The 20794-nt window shown below is 73.3% G+C and carries 16 protein-coding genes; 13 read left to right on the top strand and 3 right to left on the bottom strand.

Annotation, left to right across the window (positions count from 1 at the left end; all coding sequences use genetic code 11):
• The first annotated feature begins 2 nt into the window (after positions 1-2).
• From ACFY2B_RS32375 to ACFY2B_RS32355, 5 genes are all read left to right on the top strand, one after another.
• Complete coding sequence (locus tag ACFY2B_RS32375) at positions 3-887, top strand: phosphotransferase (protein WP_390766625.1); 885 nt, start codon at positions 3-5, stop codon at positions 885-887.
• Between the two features lie 141 nt (positions 888-1028).
• A complete protein-coding gene (locus ACFY2B_RS32370) occupies positions 1029-1472 on the top strand; it encodes an SRPBCC family protein (RefSeq protein ID WP_376533177.1) in 444 nt (147 codons plus the stop codon).
• 169 nt (positions 1473-1641) lie between these two features.
• On the top strand, positions 1642-4095 hold the full coding sequence (locus ACFY2B_RS32365) for an MFS transporter (RefSeq protein WP_390766692.1): 2454 nt from the start codon (positions 1642-1644) through the stop codon (positions 4093-4095).
• Positions 4096-4272: 177 nt separating this feature from the next.
• Positions 4273-6744 carry a SpoIIE family protein phosphatase gene (locus tag ACFY2B_RS32360; protein WP_390766624.1) on the top strand — a complete coding sequence of 824 codons (2472 nt, stop codon included), beginning with the start codon at positions 4273-4275 and terminating at the stop codon, positions 6742-6744.
• Between the two features lie 265 nt (positions 6745-7009).
• On the top strand, positions 7010-7735 hold the full coding sequence (locus ACFY2B_RS32355) for a class I SAM-dependent methyltransferase (RefSeq protein WP_390766623.1): 726 nt from the start codon (positions 7010-7012) through the stop codon (positions 7733-7735).
• Between the two features lie 212 nt (positions 7736-7947).
• Here the strand turns inward: ACFY2B_RS32355 and ACFY2B_RS32350 are convergent, their stop codons facing one another.
• A complete protein-coding gene (locus ACFY2B_RS32350) occupies positions 7948-8196 on the bottom strand; it encodes a hypothetical protein (RefSeq protein WP_390766622.1) in 249 nt (82 codons plus the stop codon).
• A gap of 192 nt (positions 8197-8388) precedes the next feature.
• Here ACFY2B_RS32350 and ACFY2B_RS32345 point away from each other — a divergent pair, with 192 nt between their 5' ends.
• The 5 genes from ACFY2B_RS32345 to ACFY2B_RS32325 all read left to right on the top strand — a co-directional run bounded on the left by ACFY2B_RS32345 (position 8389) and on the right by ACFY2B_RS32325 (position 14156).
• Positions 8389-9222, top strand: coding sequence for a M55 family metallopeptidase (locus tag ACFY2B_RS32345; protein WP_390766621.1), 834 nt, complete (start codon positions 8389-8391; stop codon positions 9220-9222).
• Complete coding sequence (locus ACFY2B_RS32340) at positions 9215-10528, top strand: M20/M25/M40 family metallo-hydrolase (protein ID WP_390766620.1); 1314 nt, start codon at positions 9215-9217, stop codon at positions 10526-10528. Before ACFY2B_RS32345 ends, ACFY2B_RS32340 begins: the two co-directional genes overlap by 8 nt.
• 14 nt (positions 10529-10542) lie before the next feature.
• Positions 10543-12534 carry a prolyl oligopeptidase family serine peptidase gene (locus ACFY2B_RS32335; protein ID WP_390766619.1) on the top strand — a complete coding sequence of 664 codons (1992 nt, stop codon included), beginning with the start codon at positions 10543-10545 and terminating at the stop codon, positions 12532-12534.
• Positions 12531-13454: an LD-carboxypeptidase gene (locus ACFY2B_RS32330; RefSeq protein WP_390766618.1), complete on the top strand. Its 924-nt coding sequence runs from the start codon at positions 12531-12533 to the stop codon at positions 13452-13454. Before ACFY2B_RS32335 ends, ACFY2B_RS32330 begins: the two co-directional genes overlap by 4 nt.
• Before the next feature lie 150 nt (positions 13455-13604).
• Complete coding sequence (locus ACFY2B_RS32325) at positions 13605-14156, top strand: GNAT family N-acetyltransferase (protein WP_390766617.1); 552 nt, start codon at positions 13605-13607, stop codon at positions 14154-14156.
• Here the strand turns inward: ACFY2B_RS32325 and ACFY2B_RS32320 are convergent.
• Positions 14128-14475, bottom strand: a complete 348-nt coding sequence (locus ACFY2B_RS32320; protein ID WP_390766616.1) for a DUF6204 family protein — start codon at positions 14473-14475, stop codon at positions 14128-14130. The two genes, ACFY2B_RS32325 and ACFY2B_RS32320, sit on opposite strands and share 29 nt — an antisense overlap.
• Before the next feature lie 312 nt (positions 14476-14787).
• Between ACFY2B_RS32320 and ACFY2B_RS32315 the strand changes: the two genes are divergently transcribed.
• Complete coding sequence (locus tag ACFY2B_RS32315; protein ID WP_390766615.1) at positions 14788-16749, top strand: DUF5107 domain-containing protein; 1962 nt, start codon at positions 14788-14790, stop codon at positions 16747-16749.
• A gap of 54 nt (positions 16750-16803) precedes the next feature.
• Here ACFY2B_RS32315 and ACFY2B_RS32310 read toward each other — a convergent pair whose 3' ends face one another.
• Complete coding sequence (locus ACFY2B_RS32310) at positions 16804-17151, bottom strand: VOC family protein (protein ID WP_390766614.1); 348 nt, start codon at positions 17149-17151, stop codon at positions 16804-16806.
• A 362-nt stretch (positions 17152-17513) separates the two neighbouring features.
• On the opposite strand from ACFY2B_RS32310, the gene ACFY2B_RS32305 reads away from it, so the two are divergent.
• Positions 17514-18875, top strand: a complete 1362-nt coding sequence (locus tag ACFY2B_RS32305) for an NAD(P)/FAD-dependent oxidoreductase (protein WP_390766613.1) — start codon at positions 17514-17516, stop codon at positions 18873-18875.
• Positions 18872-20719, top strand: a complete 1848-nt coding sequence (locus ACFY2B_RS32300; protein WP_390766612.1) for a transketolase — start codon at positions 18872-18874, stop codon at positions 20717-20719. The genes ACFY2B_RS32305 and ACFY2B_RS32300 overlap by 4 nt, the downstream gene beginning before the upstream one ends.
• The last annotated feature ends 75 nt before the right edge of the window (positions 20720-20794 follow it).

Here is a 20794-nt window from a genome sequence, read left to right as displayed (position 1 = left end):
ACATGCGCACCGATAGTCCAGCGTCAGAAATCGTTCCTCTGATCCAGGATTACACTGGTCCGGTTACCGAGATCAGCCGGACCGAACAGGGGAATAGTTCGGACCTGACGGCCATCGTTGATTGCGCGAAGGGTCCTTTCTTCGTGAAGGCCATGCGCAATCGGCCCGGTGGCCGGCGGAAGTCTCTTGTCAGGGAGAGGAAGATCAACGCCTATCTTGGGCACATCTCTCCGCCCCTGTTGTGGGACGTGGAAGCAGAAGACTGGCTGATCCTGGGCTTCGAGGTTGTCGAGGCTCGAGCGGCGGACTTCACACCTGACTCGACGGATCTTCCTTTGGTCATGGACGCACTTGCGCAGGTCGGCCGGCTGCCGCTTCCAGAGATTGCCCGAAACTGGGCTGAAACCCGGTGGGATCGGTTCGCCTCAGACACCTCGGAAGCTGAGCTGTTCCAAGGTGACTCGCTGCTCTACACGGACATCAATCCGGACAACATGATGGTTCAGGGCCGGCGCGTGAAGGTCTTGGATTGGGCATGGCCGACCAGAGGAGCCGGGTTCATCGACCCTGCGCTTCTGGTTGTCCAGCTCATCGCATCTGGCCACAGTCCCGCGAGCGCGGAGAAGTGGGCGGCACAGTTGGCGGCATGGCGCCGGGCCGATCCGAGGGCGATCGATGCCTTCGCTGTGGCCAACCTGCGTATGTCCGTTGCGTTCTCCGAGCGGGAGCCGGATGAGGACTGGCTGAAGTCCATGGTCACTGCGTGCCGGTCGTGGACCGACTACCGAGGAGTCACCCCAAGCGCCGCGGCGGCGTCGGCCCTGCCGTGCACGGGCTGTGCCGGCTCCACTGTGAGGTTCTCCCAGCGCATCACGCCTCCTCGGTAGCGCTGGCCCCAGAATAGAACATTCGTTCGCATGATCGTGCGGGGGTGGTTTCCGAGCGCTTCCGGCACCCCGATTTGGTGGCCGGGGACCGGGGTGGTTGGCTTGCCCCGATCCCGAGAACTCAGGTCCTGGAGGAAGTCAATGGCGCAGGTCGAGGCCACTACGGAGCGGGTCGTCGCGGCGGACGCGGAGACGGTGTTCGACGCTCTCGCCGACTACCGCGGCACGCGCGCGAACATGCTGCCCGAGCAGTTCAGCGAGTACGAGGTGCGCGAGGGCGGCGACGGCGAGGGCACCCTCGTCCACTGGAAGCTCCAGGCCACCAGCAAGCGCGTCCGCGACTGCCTCCTGGAGGTCACCGAGCCCACCGACGGCGAACTGGTCGAGAAGGACCGCAACTCCTCGATGGTCACCGTCTGGCGGGTCACCCCGGCGGGCGAGGGCAGGTCCCGGGTCGTGGCGACCACCACCTGGACCGGCGCCGGCGGCATCGGCGGCTTCTTCGAGAAGACCTTCGCGCCCAAGGGTCTGGGCCGGATCTACGACGCGATGCTCGCCAAGCTCGCCGCCGAGGTCGAGAAGTAACCCAAGAAGCAGACCGTGAAGGGGCGTTGGCCTCCTCACCGGTTCGAGTGGATCTCCGGGCCGCCCGGCATGATTCCGTAACTCGTCGCGCTTGCTCGCAGTTGTCGCCTCACGCGGGAATTGTGTGGCAGCGCGACGAGGGGAGCGGTACGTGGGCGGGACGACTCTGATGGAGCACGACCCGGTGGAGCACGAGCCGGTCGAGCACGAACGGGTCGAGCACGAACGGGTCGAGCACGAGCGGGTCGAGCACGAACGGGTCGAGTCGGTTGTGGTACCTGCGACCGTGGCCCCGGCGCCCGCCCCTGCCCCCGGGCTGAGCAGGAGCCGCATCCGGCTGGTCTTCCTCGGGCTGATGCTCGCCCTGCTCCTCGCCGCCCTGGAGCAGATGATCGTCGCCACTGCGCTGCCGAAGATCGTCGGAGAACTGCACGGCCTGGACAAGATGTCCTGGGCGATCACCGCGTATCTGCTCACGTCCACCGTGGGGCTGCCGATCTACGGCAAGCTCGGCGACCTCTTCGGCCGCAAGGCCGTCTTCCAGTTCGCCATCCTCGTCTTCGTCCTCGGCTCCGCGCTGGCCGGACGGGCGCAGAGCATGGACCAGCTGATCGCCTTCCGCGCCGTCCAGGGCGTCGGAGCCGGCGGGCTGATGATCGGCGTGCAGGCGATCATCGCGGACATCGTGCCGCCCCGCGAACGCGGCCGGTTCATGGGCCTGATCGGCGCCGCCTTCGGCCTCGCCTCGGTCGCCGGACCGCTCCTCGGCGGCTACTTCACGGACCACCTCTCCTGGCGCTGGTGCTTCTACCTCAACGTGCCCTTCGGCCTGGTCACCCTGGCCGTCATCACCGTCGTCCTCAAACTCCCCAAGCAGCGGGTGCGCGCCCGGCTCGACGTGCTGGGCGCGCTGCTGCTCGCCGTCGCCTCCACCTGCCTGGTGCTGCTGACCACCTGGGGCGGCACCGAGTACGCCTGGGGCTCGCGCCAGATCCTCGGCCTCGGCGCGGGCGCGGCGGCGGCCACCGTCCTCTTCCTCGTCGCCGAACACTTCGCCGCCGAACCCCTCATCCCGCTCAGACTGTTCCGGGACTCCGTCTTCGACGTCACCGGCCTGGTCGGCCTGGTCGTCGGCGTCGCCCTGTTCGGCGCCGCCAGCTACCTGCCGACCTTCCTGCAGATGGTCGACGGGGCCAGCGCCACCGAGTCCGGCCTGCTGATGCTGCCCATGATGGGCGGCATCGTCGGCGCCTCGATCATCTCCGGGCAGCTCATCAGCCACACCGGCCGCTACAAGATCCACCCCATCCTCGGCGGCGTCCTGTCGGTGGTCGGCATGTGGCTGCTGTCCCGGCTGGAGATCGACACCCCCCGGCTGCACTACAGCATCTGGATGGCCGTCCTCGGCGCGGGCATCGGCATGGTGATGCCCGTCCTGGTCCTGGCCGTGCAGAACTCCGTGCGCCCCGCCGACCTCGGGACCGCGACCAGCGCCAACAACTACTTCCGGCAGATCGGCGGCAGCGTCGGCGCCGCCGTCTTCGGCACCCTCTTCGCCGGCCGGCTCGGCGACGCCCTGAGCGACCGCCTGCCCGCGCGGGACGGCACGCAGCTGCCGGACCCCGAGTCGCTCACCCCGCAGCTGGTGCACGCCCTGCCCGCGGCGCTGCGCGACGCCTACATCCGCGCCTACGCCGACGCGATGCCCCGGATCTTCCTCTATCTCGTCCCGGTGCTCGCGCTCGGCCTGCTCATCGCCTTCTTCCTCAAGGAGAAACCCCTGGTGTCCCACAACGCCCCCGCCCCCGATCAGGAGACCGCGCCGGTGACCGCTCCCATCCCGCAGGCCCGTTCGCCCTACGCCGCCGGGATCCCCGTCTGCGGCACCGTGCAGCACCCCGACGGCACCGTGGTGCCCCGCGCCGCCCTCACCCTCATCGACGTGGCCGGACAGCAGATCGGGCGGGGCGCGAGCGGCGACGACGGGCGGTACGCGCTGTCCACGCCGGGCGTCGGCTCGTACGTCCTGATCGCCGCCGCGGGCGGCCACCAGCCGCAGGCCGTCTCCGTGACCGTCGGCGAACGGCCGGTCGAACTCGACGTCGTGCTCGGCGGCGCGGGGCGCCTCGCCGGTGCCGTGCTGACCGCCGACGGCTCCCCGGTGCGGGACGCCACCGTCACCCTCACCAACGTGCACGGCGAGGTCGTCGCCACCACCCGCAGCGGGCGCGAGGGCGGCTACCTGATCACCGAACTGGTCGCCGGCGAGTACACGCTGGCGGCCAGCGCGCCCGCCTTCCGGCCCGCGGCGCTGCCGGTCAGCGTGCAGGCGGCCCGGGAGACCCGGCAGGACGTCGAGCTGGCGGGCGGCGCCGTCCTGCGCGGCACCGTGCGGGCCGGCGGCGGACGGGCCGTCGAGGACGCGCGCGTGACCCTCCTCGACGCGGCCGGCAACGTCGTGGACACCCTCACCACCGGCCCAGACGGGACGTTCCGGTTCGTCGATCTCTCCTCCGGCGAGTACACCGTCATCGCCGCCGGGTACCCGCCGGTGGCCACCGTCCTCCAGGTCGCCGGCGGCGGGCGCACCGAGCGTGACCTCCAGTTGGGGCACGAGGACTGACCCGGCTCCCGGGGGGCGCGAACGCGGTGTGCGCCCCCCGGGAGCGCGGCCCGGCCAGCCGGAGCGATCATGCGGAGCCAATTCCGGCGTTGGCACACATCGCGACCGGACGTAGCCGTACGGTAGGGGCGGGCGGCACAGATCTTTGCGGAGCCGTGGGGAGAAAGGGCCTGGGCCATGGACCGTGGCAGCGAGAGGGACAGACCTCCCAGCCGCGGGGCTGGTGACGGCGCGGCGGGCCGCATCCCGCTCGCCGTGATCGTCGTCGACCGCGACGGCCTGGTGTCCCACTGGAGCACCGGCGCACGCCGGCTGTTCGGCGCCGCCAAGGACGAGGCCGTCGGCCGGCCCGTGCTCGACCTGCTGCCCGTCTCGGGAGCGCTCCCCGACGACGACGCGATCACTCCGTACGGGGCGTACGCGGCCTATGACGACCTCGGACCCGACCTCGGATCCTCCCTCGACGGACGGCTGAACTACCCGGCGGCGGGCCGTGCCCGGCTGACCGTGCCGGACCGCGACCGGGACCCCGCCCGTGGCCGGGTGGACGTGGTGTGGTGGGCGTACCCGCTGGTCGGTCCGGGCGACGAGCGGCTGCTGGTGCTGGCCGCCGACGCGGACCGGCTGCACCCGGGCGACCCGGACGACCCGCGTCCGACGGCGGCGTTCGAGCGGATCGCCCCCGGCTTCGCCCTGCACACCGACTTCCCCGGCGCCGACGACCTGGCCCGCCGGCTGCCCGAGATCCTGCCCAGCATGAGCGTCGGGGAGGGCGCCCGCATCGTCGCGCAGATCCTCGAACTGGGCTATCCCGTCCTGGAGTTCAGCCAGAACGACCGGGTGCCGGTGACCCCGGACTGGGGCGTGGCCCGGCGGACCGAGCGCCTGGCCCGCCGCGCGCGGGCGGCCCGGGTCGCGGCGCAGGGCCTGCCGGTACCGGAGGACCTCACCGACGAGGACGGCGAGGACCTGGAGTTCGCGGCCGTCCGTGAACGCCTCGAATTCCTCAACGAGGTCAGCGGACGCATCGGCACCTCCCTCGACCTCTCCCGGACCATCATCGAGGTCAGCAAGGCCGTCGTACCGCGCTTCACCGACGTCGCCGGCACCTATCTGCGCGAACAGGTCGTCGCCGGCGAGGGCTTTCCCGACGGTGTGCCGGACACCACCACCATGTGGCACCGGGTCGCCCTGGAGCACACCGACGAACCCGGTCGCTGGGACGACGTCGTCCCGGTCGGCGAGGCCATGCCGTTCCCGGCGCACACCCCGTTCTTCCAGTGCATGACCACCGGCGAGCCCGTCCTGGTACCGCGCATCAGCGAGGAGCTGGGGCACGCCATCGCCTCGCAGTTCGAGAAGCGCGACATCCGGCCGCTCATCAGCCGCCGCTCCATGCTGGTGGTGCCGCTGAAGGCACGCCACGTCGTCCTCGGCTTCATGATCCTGCTGCGCCACCCCGAGCGCGTCGAGTTCAACGACATGGACCGGGTCACCGGCGCGGAACTCGCCGCCCGCGCGGGCCTCGTGCTCGACAACGCACGCATGTACACCTACCAGGAGAGCGTCGCCGAGACCCTCCAGGACAGCATGCTGCCGCACATCCCGCCGCGCATGGCGGGCTGCGACATCGCCACCCGCTATCTGCCCGGCACCCTGCTCGGCCGGGTCGGCGGCGACTGGTTCGACTCCGTCAAGCTGCCCGGCGCCCGCACCGCGCTCGTCGTCGGTGACGTCATGGGCCATGGCCTGAACTCGGCGGCGATGATGGGCCAGCTGCGGACCGCCGTACAGACCATGGCCGCCCTCGACCTGCCACCGGCCCAACTGCTGCGCAACCTCGACGACCTCGCCCAGCGGCTCGGCGACACCTACTTGGCGACTTGCCTGTACGCCGTCTACGACCCGATCGAGAGCGAGCTGCTGATCGCCAACGCGGGCCACATCCCGCCCGTGCTGGTACGGGCGGACGGCCGCAGCGAACTGCTCGACCTGCCCACCGGCGCCCCCATCGGCGTCGGCGGCGTGCCCTTCGAGGCGGTGCGGGTGCCGGTGGCGCCCGGGGACCGGCTGGTGATGTGCACCGACGGGCTCGTGGAGGTGCGCGGCGAGGACATCGGCGTCGGTCTCGCGACGCTCTGTGAGTCCGCGGCCCACCCGGCCGCCTCCATGGACGACGCCTGCGACACGATCATCCGCGCCCTCAACACGCACGGCGGCCGCAAGGACGACGTGGCCCTGCTGATGGCCCGCCTCAACGGCATCGGACCGGAGGACGTCGCCGAGTGGCGGCTCGGCCTCGACCCGGCGGAGGTCGGCCGGGCCCGCGCCGCGGTGGGCGAGCAACTGCACGAGTGGGGCCTGTCCCGGCTCGCCGGCAGCGCGGAGCTGCTGGTCAGTGAACTGGTCACCAACGCCGTACGGCATTCGCACAGCCGCCCGGTCCAGCTGCGGCTGGTGCGGGGCGAAACCCTGCTGTGCGAGGTGGACGACGACGATCACACCCTGCCGACCCTGCTGAGCGCCGGGCCCCAGGACGAGTCGGGGCGCGGGCTGCGCGTGGTGAGCACGCTGGCCCGGGAGTGGGGCACGAGCCGTACGAACGCCGGGAAGACTGTCTGGTTCGAACTGACGGCACGACGCCGCTGACCGTCCGGGCTGACCGTCCGGGGACGGCTCGGCGGCAGTTCACAACGGGTCAGCGGCAGGTCAAGGGACGACTTCAGGGAAAGCCCGGGGAAAGCCCCGGGATGGTTCAGGGGCGTGCGCGGGTGTGGGGGTCGCACGACGGCGTACGAGAAACAGGTGCGTGGTGTAGGAACGCGCCACGCGCTTGTCGCCGGGACCCGCACGCGATAGACCGTACGAACCCGCCACTTCTGGCGGACAGGCGTCGCATCCTGGGGAGTTGGGCATGAGCGTGACGAGTCGGTACCGGGCGGCCTGGGAGGGGTTCTGGCGCGAGGCGCCCGACGAGCCGGGCGCGGTGTTCTGGGACGCGGATCCGGCGCTGACCGCCGCGGTCCACCTCGACCTGTTCGCCCCGCACCTGACCGACCCCGCTCTGCCGCTGGTCGACCTCGGCTGCGGCAACGGCACCCAGTCCCGGTTCCTCGGCGGGCGGTTCCCGCGGGTCCTGGGCGTGGACATAGCCGAGGCGGCCCTGGCCCACGCCCGGCACGCCGACCCCGCGGGCCGGGCGACGTACCGGCAGTTGAACGCCGTCGACAAGAGCGAGGCCGAGACGCTGCACGGGGAACTCGGCGACGCGAACGTCTATATGCGGGGCGTGCTGCACCAGGCGGAACCCGACGACCGGCAACCGCTGGCGGACGGGATAGCCACCCTGGTGGGCGCGCGCGGCCGCGCCTTCCTGGTCGAACCGTCCGAGGCCGCCGGCGGGGTCCTGCGGAGCCTGGCCCAGGGCCCGGCGGGCCCGCCCGCCAAGATCGTCCCGATCTTCCGCCACGGCATAGCGCCCGGTGCGGTGGCCGACGACGCGGTGCCCGCATACCTGCGGTCGGCGGGGCTCACGGTCCTGGCGAGCGGCGAACTGCCGCTGGTCACGACCGAGTCCGCGCCGGACGGCGGACGCATCGAACTGCCGTCGAAGTGGCTGGTGGCCGGAGCGGCCGGCTGACCCTCGCCGGCCGATCGCCGGTCTGTTCCGGCGGACCGGGGGAGCGTGGCCCGCGTCGGCCGGTTCCGACCGCCCAGGGGCCCGGCCCCCGCCCCTGGTCCGGCCGGTCCCCGGGTGCGTCACCCGTGGTCCGGCTGCTCCTCGGGTGCGTCACCCTTGGTCCGGTTGCCCCTCGGGTGCGTCACCCGCGCTCCGGCCGGTCCCGCGGTGTCTCACCGGCCGGACCGCTCCGCGCGGGCTGCCTCGGCGAGCAGCAGGTGGGCCAGGCCGCGGGCCTCGTCGGCGGTCAGCGAGGCCCAGGTGCCCGGCTCGCCGTCCCGGTCCTTGCCGACGTCCAGGGTGACCCGGCTGATGGGATTCTCCGGTGTGGCCAGCGTGAAGCACTTCACGGCGATCCGCCGGCCGCAGCACGTCACGAGGGACACGCCCTCGCCCCGGCCGGACAGCTCCTGACCAGTCATCACTCCCACGCCCTTCCTCGCCGTCGTCGCTCCCCATGGAGTACGTCGCGGTACCCGACCGGGTATGGAGGACAGCGCCGGCCGGACCCGGAATGTTCCCGCCCGGGGTGAAGACCCTCCGCTCCGGCGGGTCCGACGGTTTTCTGCCGCTGATCATGGCCGGTAGGCGCCGTACCGCGTAACGTGCGCGGCATGAAGATCCTCATCAGTGCGGACATGGAGGGCGCCACCGGCGTCACCTGGCCGGCCGACGTGCTGCCGGGGACACCGCAGTGGGAGCGGTGCCGGTCGATGTTCACCTCCGACGTCGACGCCGCGGTACGCGGCTTCCTGGACGGCGGGGCCGACGAGGTCCTCGTCAACGAGGCCCACTGGACCATGCGTAACCTGCTCCTGGAGCGGCTCGACGAACGCGCCCAGATGCTCACCGGACGGCACAAGTCACTGTCCATGGTGGAGGGCGTGCAGCACGGGGACGTGGACGGCGTCGCCTTCGTCGGCTACCACGCGGGCGCCGGCATGGAGGGCGTCCTCGCCCACACCTACCTCGCCAACTCCATCACCGGGGTGTGGCTGAACGGCGAACGGGCCAGCGAGGGACTCCTCAACGCCCATGTCGTCGCCGAGTACGGGGTGCCCGTGGTCCTCGTCACCGGCGACGACGTGGCCTGCGAGGACGCGCTCGGCTACGCGCCGCAGGCGCTCAAGGTCGCCGTGAAGGACCACGTGTCGCGGTACGCGGCCGTGTGCCGTACACCGGCCAGGACCGCCGCCGACATCCACGCCGCGGCCAAGGAGGCCGCCGCACTCGCGGTGCGCCACGATCCGGTCCGCGGCGGCCCGTTCACCATCGCGCTGGAGTTCGACGCCGAGCACCTGGCACAGGCCGCCACCGTGGTGCCGGGCGTCGAGCGGACCGGGGAGCGGAAGGTGGCGTACACCAGCGACACCATGTACGAGGGGATCCGCAGCTTCAAGGCGGTCACCACCATCGTCTCGGCCGCGGTGGAGGAACAGTATGGCTGACCGGCGCGCACTGGACGAGGTCGTCCGGTTCACCTCCGACCTGATCCGGATCGACACCACCAACCGGGGCGGCGGTGACTGCCGGGAACGGCCCGCCGCCGAGTACGCGGCCGAGCAGCTGGCGGGCGCCGGCCTCGCACCCGCCCTCCTCGAACGCACCCCGGGACGGACGAACGTCGTCGCCCGTGTCGCGGGCACCGACCCGTCGGCCCCGGCCCTGCTCGTCCACGGTCATCTGGACGTCGTCCCGGCACAGGCCGAGGAGTGGAGCGTGCACCCCTTCTCCGGCGAGATCCGCGACGGGGTCGTCTGGGGCCGGGGCGCGGTCGACATGAAGAACATGGACGCGATGATCCTCGCGGTGGTCCGGTCCTGGGCACGGGAGGGCGTGCGCCCGCGGCGCGATGTCGTCATCGCCTTCACCGCTGACGAGGAGGACAGCGCCGAGGACGGCTCCGGGTTCCTCGCCGACCGGCACGCCCACCTCTTCGAGGGGTGCACCGAGGGCGTCAGCGAGTCGGGCGCGTACACCTTCCACGACGGCACCGGCCGCCAGATCTACCCGATCGCCGCCGGTGAGCGCGGCACGGGCTGGCTGAAACTGACCGCGCACGGCCGGGCCGGGCACGGCTCCAAGGTCAACCGGGAGAACGCGGTGAGCCGGCTGGCCGCCGCGGTCACCCGCATCGGCGACCATGAGTGGCCGCTGCGGCTCACCCCGACCGTGCGCGCCGCGCTCACCGAACTCGCCGCCCTGTACGGCATCGACGCCGACCTCGACGGCCCCGACGGCGTGGACGGGCTGCTGACGAAGCTCGGCCCGGCCGCCAAGCTGGTGGAGGCGACCGTCCGCAACAGCGCCAACCCGACCATGCTGGACGCGGGCTACAAGGTGAACGTGATCCCGGGGCAGGCCGTCGCCTACGTCGACGGGCGGTACCTGCCGGACGGCGAGGACGAGTTCCGCGCCACCCTGGACCGGCTGACCGGGCCGGACGTGGACTGGGAGTTCCACCACCGGGAGGTCGCCCTCCAGGCGCCGGTCGACTCGCCGACGTTCGCCGGGATGCGGGCCGCCATCGAGGAGTTCGCACCCGAGGGGCACGTGGTGCCGTTCTGCATGTCGGGCGGCACGGACGCCAAGCAGTTCTCCCGGCTCGGCATCACCGGCTACGGCTTCACCCCGCTGAAGCTCCCCGAGGGCTACGACTACCAGGCCATGTTCCACGGGGTCGACGAGCGGGTGCCGGTCGAGGCGCTGCACTTCGGCGTCCGGGTCCTCGACCGCTTCCTGCGGACGGCATGACGATGGGGGATCACATGACGACCATGGCGTACGGCTCCTGGCCCTCGCCCATCGACGCGGCCCTGGCCGCCGCGCACGACGGCCACCCGGAGTGGGTGGGCTTCGTGGGCGACGAGGTCTGGTGGACGGAGCCGCGGCCCGCCGAGGGCGGGCGCCGGACCCTGGTGCGGCGGCGTGGCCCGGAGGCGGGGCATGCGGCGCCGACGCGGGCGGGCGCGGACGGCACGGAGGAGTCGCTGCTGCCCGCGCCCTGGAACGTGCGCAGCCGCGTCATCGAGTACGGCGGCCTGCCCTGGGCCGGCGTGATGTCGGCGGACGGGCCGCTCGTGGTGTTCGTGAACTTCGCCGACCAGCGCCTGTACCGCTACGAACCGGGGAGCGAGCCGCGGCCGCTGACACCGGTCTCGGCGGTGGGCGGCGGACTGCGCTGGGCCGAGCCGCGGATCGACCTGGAACGCGGCGAAGCGTGGTGCGTGCTGGAGGAGTTCACCGGCGAGGGGCCCGGCGACCTGCGGCGCGTCGCGGCGGCCGTGCCGCTGGACGGCTCGGCCGCCGAGGACCGCGGCGCCGTACGCGAACTCACCGCCGAGCGGCACCGGTTCGTGACCGGCCCGCGGCTCTCCCCGGACGGCCGCCGTGCCGCCTGGCTGGCCTGGGACCACCCGCGCATGCCCTGGGACGGCACGGAGCTGATCGTCGCGGACGTCACGGCGGACGGCACCCTGCGCGGGGCGCGGACGGTGGCCGGCGGACCGGCGGAGTCCGTCGCCCAGGCCGACTGGGCGGCCGACGGGAGCCTGCTGTACGCGAGCGACCGCAGCGGCTGGTGGAACCTGTACCGCGACGGCACCCCGCTGTGCCCGCGCGAGGAGGAGTTCGGCGGGCCGCTGTGGAAGCTCGGCCACCGCTGGTTCGCCCCGCTGGACAACGGGCTGATCGCGGTCGTGCACGGCCGTGGCGCCAAGGCCCTCGGGGTGCTCGACCCGCGGACCGGCGAGATCACCGACGCCGCCGGGCCCTGGTCGGAGTTCGAGGCGACGCTCGCCGCGCACGGCGACCGGGTCGTCACCGTCGGCGCCGGCCCGCGCAGCGGGTACGAGATCGTCGAGCTGGCGGCCGGGACCGGCCGGGCCCGGGCCGTCGCCGCCCGGCACACCGATCCGGTCGACCCGGCCTACTACCCCGAGCCGCAGGTGCGTACCTTCACCGGCCCCGGCGGACGCGACGTGCACGCCCACGTGTACCCGCCCCACCACCCCGGCGTCGAGGCGCCCGCCGGCCGGCCGGCGCCGTACGTCGTCTGGGCGCACGGCGGCCCCACCGGCCGGGCTTCGCTGGTACTGGACCTGGAGATCGCGTACTTCACCTCCCGGGGCATCGGCGTCGCCGAGGTCAACTACGGCGGCTCGACCGGATACGGCCGCGAGTACCGCGACCGGCTGCGCGAGCAGTGGGGCGTCGTCGACGTCGAGGACTGCGCCGCCGTCGCGCTGGCCCTCGCCGAGGAGGGCACCGCCGACCGCGACCGGCTCGCGATCCGCGGCGGCAGTGCGGGCGGCTGGACCAGCGCGGCCTCCCTGGCGAGCACCGACGTCTACGGGTGCGGCACGATCCTCTACCCGATCCTCGACCTCACCGGCTGGGGCACCGGGGAGACCCACGACTTCGAGTCGCGGTACCTGGAGGGTCTGGTCGGACCGCTCGCCGAGGTCCCCGAGCGGTACGCGGACCGGTCGCCGTCCGAGCACGCCGACAAGGTCTCCGCGCCCTTCCTGCTGCTCCAGGGCCTGGACGACGTGATCTGCCCGCCCGTACAGTGCGAGCGCTTCCTCGCCCGGATCGCGGGGCGCGGGGTGCCGCACGCCTACCTCACCTTCGAGGGGGAGGGACACGGCTTCCGCAGGGCGGAGACGATGGTGCGCGCCCTGGAAGCCGAACTCTCCCTGTACGCCCAGGTGTTCGGGCTGGACGTGCCGGGGATCCGCAAGCTGGAGCTGCATACATGAGAGAACTCGTCCGGCCGCCGCGGCTCGCCCCCGGGGCGCGGGTCGCGGTGGTCGCCCCGAGCGGGCCGCTGGCAGAGGACCGTCTGGAGGCGGGGCTCGACGTCCTGCGCGGCTGGGACCTCGACCCGGTCGTGCAGCCCCACGCGCGGGACCGGCACGCCGAGCTGGGCCATCTGGCGGGCACGGACGCCGACCGGGCCGCCGACCTCCAGCGGGCCTGGTGCGATCCGGACGTGGCGGCGGTGCTGTGCGCCCGCGGCGGCTACGGCGCCCAGCGCATGGTCGACCTGCTCGACTGGGACGCGCTGCGGGCGGCTGGCCCGAAGGTGCTGGTCGGTTTCAGCGACACCACCGTGCTGCACCGGGCCTTCGCCGACCGGCTGGGCCTGGTCACGCTGTACGGGCCGGCCGTGGCGGGCATCGACTTCATCAAGAACACACGGGCGCAGGAGCATCTGCGGGCGACCCTGTTCGCCCCGGAGACGGTCCGCACCATCGCCGCCGGGGGCCCGGCGCTGGTACCGGGCCGGGCCCGCGGGATCACTCTGGGCGGCTGCCTGAGCCTGCTCGCCACCGACCTCGGCACACCGTTCGCCCCGCCGGTCGCCCGGGGCGGGCTGGTGCTGCTGGAGGACGTGGGCGAGTCGCCGTACCGCGTCGACCGGCTGCTGACCCAGCTCCTGCGCGCCGGCCGCCTGGACGGCGTGGCGGGCGTCGGGCTCGGGTCCTGGGTCAAGTGCGGTCCCTACGAGGAACTGCGCGCGGTGTTCGCCGACCGCCTCGGCGATCTCGGCGTCCCCGTCCTGGAGGAGATCGGATTCGGCCACTGCGACGGGGCGCTGACGGTGCCGTTCGGCGTGGCGGCCGAACTGGACGCCGACGCGGGCACCCTGACGCTCGACGAACCGGCCCTGTGCTGACCGCCGTGGACGGCCGGGCGGCGCGCTGAGCGGGACATCCCTCACCCGGGCCGGCGACCGTCGTCGGAGCCCGGAGCCCGGAGCCCGGAGCCCGGAGCCCGGAGCCCGGAGCCCGGACCCCGGTGGCCTGCGACGGCGTAGGGTGGCTGGATGCCGCATACCGTGTCTCGTTTTCTCGCCGAGGGGCCCCGGGTGGGCATACGGCACTTCACCTACGGTGACGGGCCGGAGTTCACCACCCGCGCCCGGGAGAGCAAGGACCTGCACCATCCCTGGCTGTTCCCGCCGCTCACCGACGCCGCCTACGCCGCGTACGCGAGCGTGCTGATCGAGGACCCGACCAGAGCCGGATTCCTGGTCTGCGAGCGGGACGGCGGGGACATCGCCGGCTTCATCAACGTGAACAACATCGTCGAGGGCGGCTTCCAGTGCGGCGCCCTCGGCTACGGCGCCTTCGCGCACGCGGCCGGGCGCGGGCTGATGCGCGAAGGGCTCGACCTCGTGATCGGGTACGCGTTCGGGCCGCTGCGGCTGCACCGGCTGGAGATCAACGTCCAGCCGGGCAACGCCGCCTCCATCGCCCTCGCCCGCGGCGCCGGCTTCCGCCTGGAGGGCTTCTCACCGAAGATGATCTTCATCGACGGGGGCTGGCGGGACCACGAGCGCTGGGCGATCACCGCCGAGACGCGGGCTTCCGGTTGACCTTCATGGTGTCCAGGTCCGTGACGGTCGACTTCAGACCCGTGAACCCGTAACCGAGCCCGGTCAGGTGGGCCTCGGCGCGCTCCTCCGCGAGCGCCGCCGCCATCTCCTCCCCGTCGGCTGCGTCCGACACCACCACGTACCGCAACGAGAAGTGCTTCAGCGGCCGTGCCTCGTACGACAGCGACCCCTCCTCGGTGAACCGCATGCTCGTCATCCCGTGCTCCGCGGCCTCGGCCAGCAGCCGGTCCCGGGCCTGCTCGGTCAGCTCCGCCCAGGTGCCCCGGACGATGACCCGGTAGGTGTGCCGCTCACTCATGTGCCGTTCCGTTCTTCGCACGATCCGATGGACGGCTGACTCTACGTCGGCGAGGACCCATCGCAGGCGGAATTTCACGGTGGCCGACGCCCCCGGTGACCCGGGCGGCCCGCGTCCGCAACCGTGCCCGGCCGCGGCCCCGGCGAACCCGTCACGCCGCCGCGCCCGAGGCCGGTCTCCCCGCTGGTGCGTCGGCTGCCACGCCACCGGCTGCGGCACCGACCCGCACGACCCGGCCGGGTGCCCCGCCCGCCGCCTTTGCGCAATCCTGACCGGCACCGCCCCTGGTCGGCTCGCGCCCGGCCCGGTTCCATGGTGATCGTGACGACGATCCGACGTGAGGTACTGAGGCTGCCCGCCGCGGAACTCGGCGAGGACAACCCGCTGCCCCCGCTGCGCCCCCTCGACGAGATGCACCGCATCGAGGACCGGGACCGCGACGAGATGCCCCGCGACATGGCCGGGCAGATCGGCTACGAGCCGCTGCACAGCCTGCTGCCGGTCCACGTCAGGGACGGCTACGACCGGGCGCGCGCACCGCGCGGGATCGACGCGCTCGTGATCGAGAACGACCGGCTGCGCGCCACCGTCCTGCCCGGCCTCGGCGGCCGCGTCGCCTCCCTGGTCCACCTGCCGACCGGCCGTGAACTCCTCTACCGCAACCCGGTGTTCCAGCCCGCCAACTTCGCCCTCAACGACGCCTGGTACTCCGGCGGCATCGAGTGGAACATCGGCGCCACCGGCCACACGACCCTGTCCTGCGCGCCCCTGCACGCCGCCCGGGTCGCCGCCCCCGACGGCGGGGAGATGCTGCGGCTGTGGGAATGGGAGCGGCTGCGCGACCTGCCCTTCCAGGTGGACCTGTGGCTGCCGGACGGCTCCGACTTCCTGTACGTCGGCGTGCGCGTCCGCAACCCGCACGAGCGGCCCGCGCCCCTCTACTGGTGGTCCAACATCGCCGTGCCCGAGGAGTGCCGGGTCCTCGCCCCCGCCGACGAAGCCTGGTACTTCGGCTACGAGCGCCGCCTGCGCCGGGTGCCGGTGCCGTCGTACGAGGGGACCGACCGGACGTACCCGCTGAACAGCGCGCACGCCGCCGACTTCTTCTACGAGGTCCCGGACGGCCGCCGCCGCTGGATCGCCGCGCTCGACGCCGACGGGCACGGGCTGGTGCAGACGTCGACCGACGTGCTGCGCGGGCGCAAGCTGTTCGTGTGGGGCACCCAGCCCGGTGGCCGCCGCTGGCAGCGGTGGCTGACCGAACCCGGCACCGGCGGCTACTGCGAGATCCAGGCCGGGCTCGCCCGCACCCAGCTGGAACACGTCCGGCTGGAGGCGGCGGGCGAGGTGTCCTGGCTGGAGGCGTACGGACCGCTGGACGCGCCGTCCGACGGGGCGTGGCCCGCGGTGACCGGCGGCGCGGCGGAACGGCTGGAGACGCTGTTGCCACGGGCCGACGTCGAAGCCGCCTACGCCGCCTGGAAGCCGTGCGCCGACACCGCGCCCGGCGAGATCCTGGCCACCGGCTCCGGCTGGGGCGCGCTCGAAGTGCTCTGCGGCGGGTGGAAGCTGCCCGGCACGCCCTTCGACGAGTCCACCCTCGGCGAGGCCCAGGCACCCTGGCTGGACCTGCTGCGCACCGGCTCCTTCCCCGAGCCGCGGCGGGTACGGCCACCGCACCCCACCCTCGTCGCCGCGCACTGGCGGGAGCTGCTGGAGAGCGCGCCCGCCACCCCGCTCAGCGAGTACCACCTCGGCATCGCCCAGTGGCACGCCGGCGACCGGGCGCAGGCGGTGCGCAGCTGGGAGCGGGCCCTGCCGCTCGCTCCCTCCGGCTGGCCGCTGCTGCGCTGCCTCGCCGTCGCCGACCAGGAGTCCGGCCACCACGCGCGGGCCGCCGACCGGTACGCCGATGCCTTCGACGACCTGTGCCGGGAGCGGCGCGACGACGGTCCGTCGTGGACCGCCGCCACCGCCGCGCTCGGCCGTGAGGCCCTGGAGGCGATGCTGGCGGCCGGGCGCGTCGCCGAGGCGCGTGCCGTGTGGCGGCGGCTGTACCCGGCGATCCGGCGGCGCGGCCGGTTCCGGCTCCTGGAGGCCGGGCTGCTGCTCGCCGAGGGGCGGCCCGCCGAGGCCCGCGCCGTCTTCGACGAGGGCTTCGAGGTGGCCGACCTGAGGGAGGGTGCGGAGACCATCGGTGTGCTGTGGTCCCGCCTCGCCGACGAGCCGCTGCCCGCCCGCTACGACTTCCGCATGCGGCCCGCCACGCCCTGAGCCGCCGGCGGCGGCACGAACGGCGGGGCGGTCGGGTCGGCTCCGGTGGTCGGGTCAGCTCCGGTGGTCGACGTACTCGAACACCGAACCGTCGGGGTGCATCGCGAGCAGAGTGCGGCCCGCCGGTGTCGGCACCGGACCCGCCAGGACGTGCGCGCCGAGGTCCGTGAGCAGCCGGTGGGCCTCGTCCACGTCCTTGACGGCGATGGTCGCGGTCACCTTGCGCAGCAGCTCCAGCTCGGCCTCGGGGCCGCTCATCAGGAGGAAGGAACCGACCGCGGCGACCTGGACGCCACCGCTTGCGGACCGCATGGCCCTGCCGCCCGCGAGGCGTTCGTAGAAGGGGATCGCGGTGTCGAGGTCGTCGACGCAGATACGCAGTGAGGCGCCCAGAATCTCCATGGCCACGAGCCTAGTTGGGCCGCCCGGCCGATGAGATCGCTTCCTCCGATCACTCACCGTACCCGGCCGGGTCGTCCGCAGGACGTCCCGCCGACCCGGGCCCGTCGGACGGTGTCCGCGCCGGGCCGCCCGTCCGCCGGCGTCCGTCGGATGGTGTCCCTGGCGGGACGTCGGCCGCCCGGTGTCTGTCGGGCGGTGTCCGCGGAGCGTCGCCGGTCGGGCGGTGTCCGTCGGGCGAGCGCACCCGGCCGGGTCCGGCGGGCGTCGCGATCACCGCCCCGTCGGTCGGAGATTTCCCGTTTTGAGTGCGGCGCTCGGGGGGACGCGGAGGGCTCGGACCCGTCGCACCGCTGGAGGCCACCGTGAGCCGACCCCGCATCGTGATCGTCGGCGCCGGATTCGCCGGGTACCGTGCGGCCCGCACGCTGTCCCGGCGCACCGGACAGCAGGCCGACGTCACCCTGCTGAACGCGACCGACTACTTCCTGTACCTGCCCCTGCTGCCCCAGGTCTCCGCGGGCACCCTGGAGCCGCGCCGCGTCACCGTCTCGCTCACCCGCACCCTGCGCGGCGTGCGCCTGGTGCTCGGCGTCGCGGACCGCATCGACCTCGACGCGCGGTCCGTGCACTACACCGACCCCGAGGGCCGGACGGCCACCCTCGGCTACGACCGGCTCGTGCTCGCCGTCGGCAGCGTCAACAAACTGCTGCCGGTCCCCGGTGTCGCCGAGTACGCGCACGGTTTCCGCGGTCTGCCCGAGGCGCTGTACCTGCGTGACCACGTCACCCGCCAGCTGGAGCTGGCCGCCGACGACGACCCGCGCGGCGCCGCGGCACGCTGCACGTTCGTCGTGGTCGGTGCCGGCTACACCGGCACGGAGGTGGCCGCGCACATGCAGCGGTCCACCGCGGAACTGGCCCGCAGGCAGACACTGCCCGACGGGGTGCGGCCCCGCTGGCTGCTGCTGGACGTCGCGCCGCGGGTGCTGCCCGAACTGGACGAGCACCTGTCGCGCACCGCCGACCGCGTGCTGCGCCGGCGGGGTGTGGACATCCGCATGGGTACCTCGGTGCAGGAGGCCACCCACGAGGGGGTCCGGCTCACCGACGGCGAGTTCGTCGAGACCCGCACGCTGGTGTGGTGCGTCGGCGTCCGGCCCGATCCGCTGGTCAGGGACGTCGGCCGCCCACTGGAGCGCGGCCGGCTGATCGTCGACCCCTATCTTCAGGTGCCCGGGCAGCCCGAGGTCTTCGCGTGCGGCGACGCGGCAGCGGTGCCCGACCTGGAGCGGCCCGGTCGGCTCACGCCGATGACGGCGCAGCACGCCTGGCGGCAGGGCGCGGTCGCCGCCGACAACGTGGCCGCCTCGCTCGGTGTCGGACAGCGCCGCCCCTACCGCCATCGCGACCTGGGTTTCGTCGTGGACCTCGGCGGGACCCGGGCCGCCGCCGACCCGCTCGGCCTGCCGCTCTCCGGCCTGCCGGCCGCGGCGGTCACCCGCGGATACCACCTGGCGGCGATGCCCGGCAACCGGGTCCGGGTCGCGGCCGACTGGCTCCTGGACACCGTACTGCCACCGCAGGCCGTCCAGTTGGGGCTGGTGCGCTCCTGGTCGGTGCCGCTGGACACGTCTTCCCCCGAACTGGCCCGGGTGCCGGGCGGACCCGCGCCGAGCACCGGGAGCCCTCCCGGCCCCGACACCCCCACCGAAGGAGCCCCATGAACACCGCAGAACTCACCGAGCTGGCCCAGCAGCTGAGGGTGGACAGCGTGCGCGCCGCCGCCGCGGCCGACTCCGGGCACCCCACCTCGTCGATGTCCGCCGCGGAGCTGATGGCGGTGCTGCTCGACCGCCATCTGCACTACGACTTCGAGCGCCCCGCCCATCCCGCCAACGACCGCTTCGTGCTGTCCAAGGGACACGCCTCGCCCCTGCTGTACGCCGCGTACAAGGCGGCCGGCTTCGTCGACGACGCCGAACTGCTGACCTTCCGCTCGCTCGGCAGCCGACTGGAGGGCCACCCCACCCCGCGGCGGCTGCCGTGGGTGGAGACGGCCACCGGTTCGCTCGGCCAGGGGCTGCCGGTGGGCGTCGGCATCGCGCTGGCCGGCAAGCGGCTGGACCGCACCGGCTACCGCGTCTGGGTGCTGTGCGGGGACAGCGAACTCGCCGAGGGCTCCATCTGGGAGGCCGCGGAACACGCGGCGTACGAGCACCTGGACAACCTCACGCTGATCGTGGACGTCAACCGGCTCGGCCAGCGCGGCCCGACCCGGCACGGCCACGACCTCGACGCGTACGCCCGCCGGTTCCGTGCCTTCGGCTGGCACACGGTGGAGATCGACGGCCACGACGTCGAGGCTGTCGACCGAGCCTTCACCGAGGCCGAGTCCACCAGCGGACAGCCCACCGTGATCCTCGCCCGCACCCTCAAGGGCAAGGGCGTCGCCTCCGTCCAGGACCGCGAGGGTCTGCACGGCAAGCCGCTGCCCGACCCGGAGGAGGCCGTCGCCGAGCTGGGCGGCCAGCGCGACCTGCGGGTACAGGTGCACGAGCCGCGCACCGCCCGCCCCACGCGCTTCGTCCCGACGGAGGTCCTGGAGCTGCCCCGGTACGCGCGGGGCGACCGGGTCGCCACCCGGGACGCGTTCGGCGAGGCGCTCGCCGCACTGGGCACCGCCCGCGGGGACGTCGTCGCCCTGGACGGCGAGGTCGGTGACTCCACCCGTACCGAGTTCTTCGCCAAGGCGCACCCCGACCGGTTCTTCGAGTGCTACATCGCCGAACAGCAGCTGATCGCCGCCGCGGTGGGCATGGCGGCGCGCAGCTGGGTGCCGTTCGCCTCGACGTTCGCGGCATTCTTCACGCGCGCCTTCGACTTCGTGCGCATGGCGTCGATCAGCGGCTCCGGCATCAATCTGATCGGCTCGCACGCGGGCGTCTCGATCGGCCAGGACGGGCCCTCCCAGATGGGCCTGGAGGACCTGGCGATGTTCCGGACCGTGTACGGCTCGACCGTGCTGTACCCGTGCGACGCCAACCAGACCGCGAAGCTGGTCGCCGCCATGGCCGGGCTGCCCGGCGTCCGCTATCTGCGCACCTCGCGCGGCGCGGGCCCGGTCGTCTACGACCCGGACGAGGACTTCCCGATCGGCGGCAGCAAGGTGCTGCGTTCCTCCGCCGCGGACCGGATCACCGTGGTGGCCGCGGGCGTCACCGTGCCCGAGGCGCTGGCCGCCGCCGACCAGCTGGCGGGCGAGGACATCGCGGTCCGGGTCGTCGATCTGTACTCCGTCAAGCCCGTCGACCGGCACACCCTGCGGCTGGCCGCCGAGGAGACCGGCTGTCTGCTCACCGTGGAGGACCACCACGAGGAGGGCGGCATCGGGGACGCGGTGCTGGACGCCTTCGTCGACGGCCGTGCGGTGCCCCGCCTGGTCCGGCTGGCGGTGCGCACGATGCCGGGGTCGGCCGCGCCGGACGAGCAGCTGCACGCCGCCGGCATCGACGCCCAGGCGATCGTGTCGGCGGCCCGGCTGCTGGCCCGGGAGGCAGTCCCGGGCTGAGCGGGCCGGACCGGAGGGGCGACGCGGACGGGCGGGCCGGGCACCGCGCGGCGGCAGGCCGGGACGCGTCGGCGC

The organism is Streptomyces sp. NPDC001270 (assembly GCF_042896695.1).
Lineage (GTDB): Bacteria > Actinomycetota > Actinomycetes > Streptomycetales > Streptomycetaceae > Streptomyces.
This window is presented reverse-complemented; position numbering and strand designations above follow the sequence as displayed.

Bases quoted from the DNA above. Each gene is read 5' to 3' on its own strand.
- ACFY2B_RS32375 (WP_390766625.1), top strand. From the start codon at position 3: ATGCGCACCGATAGTCCAGCGTCAGAAATCGTTCCTCTGATCCAGGAT.
- ACFY2B_RS32370 (WP_376533177.1), top strand. From the start codon at position 1,029: ATGGCGCAGGTCGAGGCCACTACGGAGCGGGTCGTCGCGGCGGACGCG.
- ACFY2B_RS32365 (WP_390766692.1), top strand. From the start codon at position 1,642: ATGGAGCACGACCCGGTGGAGCACGAGCCGGTCGAGCACGAACGGGTC.
- ACFY2B_RS32360 (WP_390766624.1), top strand. From the start codon at position 4,273: ATGGACCGTGGCAGCGAGAGGGACAGACCTCCCAGCCGCGGGGCTGGT.
- ACFY2B_RS32355 (WP_390766623.1), top strand. From the start codon at position 7,010: ATGAGCGTGACGAGTCGGTACCGGGCGGCCTGGGAGGGGTTCTGGCGC.
- ACFY2B_RS32350 (WP_390766622.1), bottom strand. From the start codon at position 8,196: ATGACTGGTCAGGAGCTGTCCGGCCGGGGCGAGGGCGTGTCCCTCGTG.
- ACFY2B_RS32345 (WP_390766621.1), top strand. From the start codon at position 8,389: ATGAAGATCCTCATCAGTGCGGACATGGAGGGCGCCACCGGCGTCACC.
- ACFY2B_RS32340 (WP_390766620.1), top strand. From the start codon at position 9,215: ATGGCTGACCGGCGCGCACTGGACGAGGTCGTCCGGTTCACCTCCGAC.
- ACFY2B_RS32335 (WP_390766619.1), top strand. From the start codon at position 10,543: ATGACGACCATGGCGTACGGCTCCTGGCCCTCGCCCATCGACGCGGCC.
- ACFY2B_RS32330 (WP_390766618.1), top strand. From the start codon at position 12,531: ATGAGAGAACTCGTCCGGCCGCCGCGGCTCGCCCCCGGGGCGCGGGTC.
- ACFY2B_RS32325 (WP_390766617.1), top strand. From the start codon at position 13,605: ATGCCGCATACCGTGTCTCGTTTTCTCGCCGAGGGGCCCCGGGTGGGC.
- ACFY2B_RS32320 (WP_390766616.1), bottom strand. From the start codon at position 14,475: ATGAGTGAGCGGCACACCTACCGGGTCATCGTCCGGGGCACCTGGGCG.
- ACFY2B_RS32315 (WP_390766615.1), top strand. From the start codon at position 14,788: ATGGTGATCGTGACGACGATCCGACGTGAGGTACTGAGGCTGCCCGCC.
- ACFY2B_RS32310 (WP_390766614.1), bottom strand. From the start codon at position 17,151: ATGGAGATTCTGGGCGCCTCACTGCGTATCTGCGTCGACGACCTCGAC.
- ACFY2B_RS32300 (WP_390766612.1), top strand. From the start codon at position 18,872: ATGAACACCGCAGAACTCACCGAGCTGGCCCAGCAGCTGAGGGTGGAC.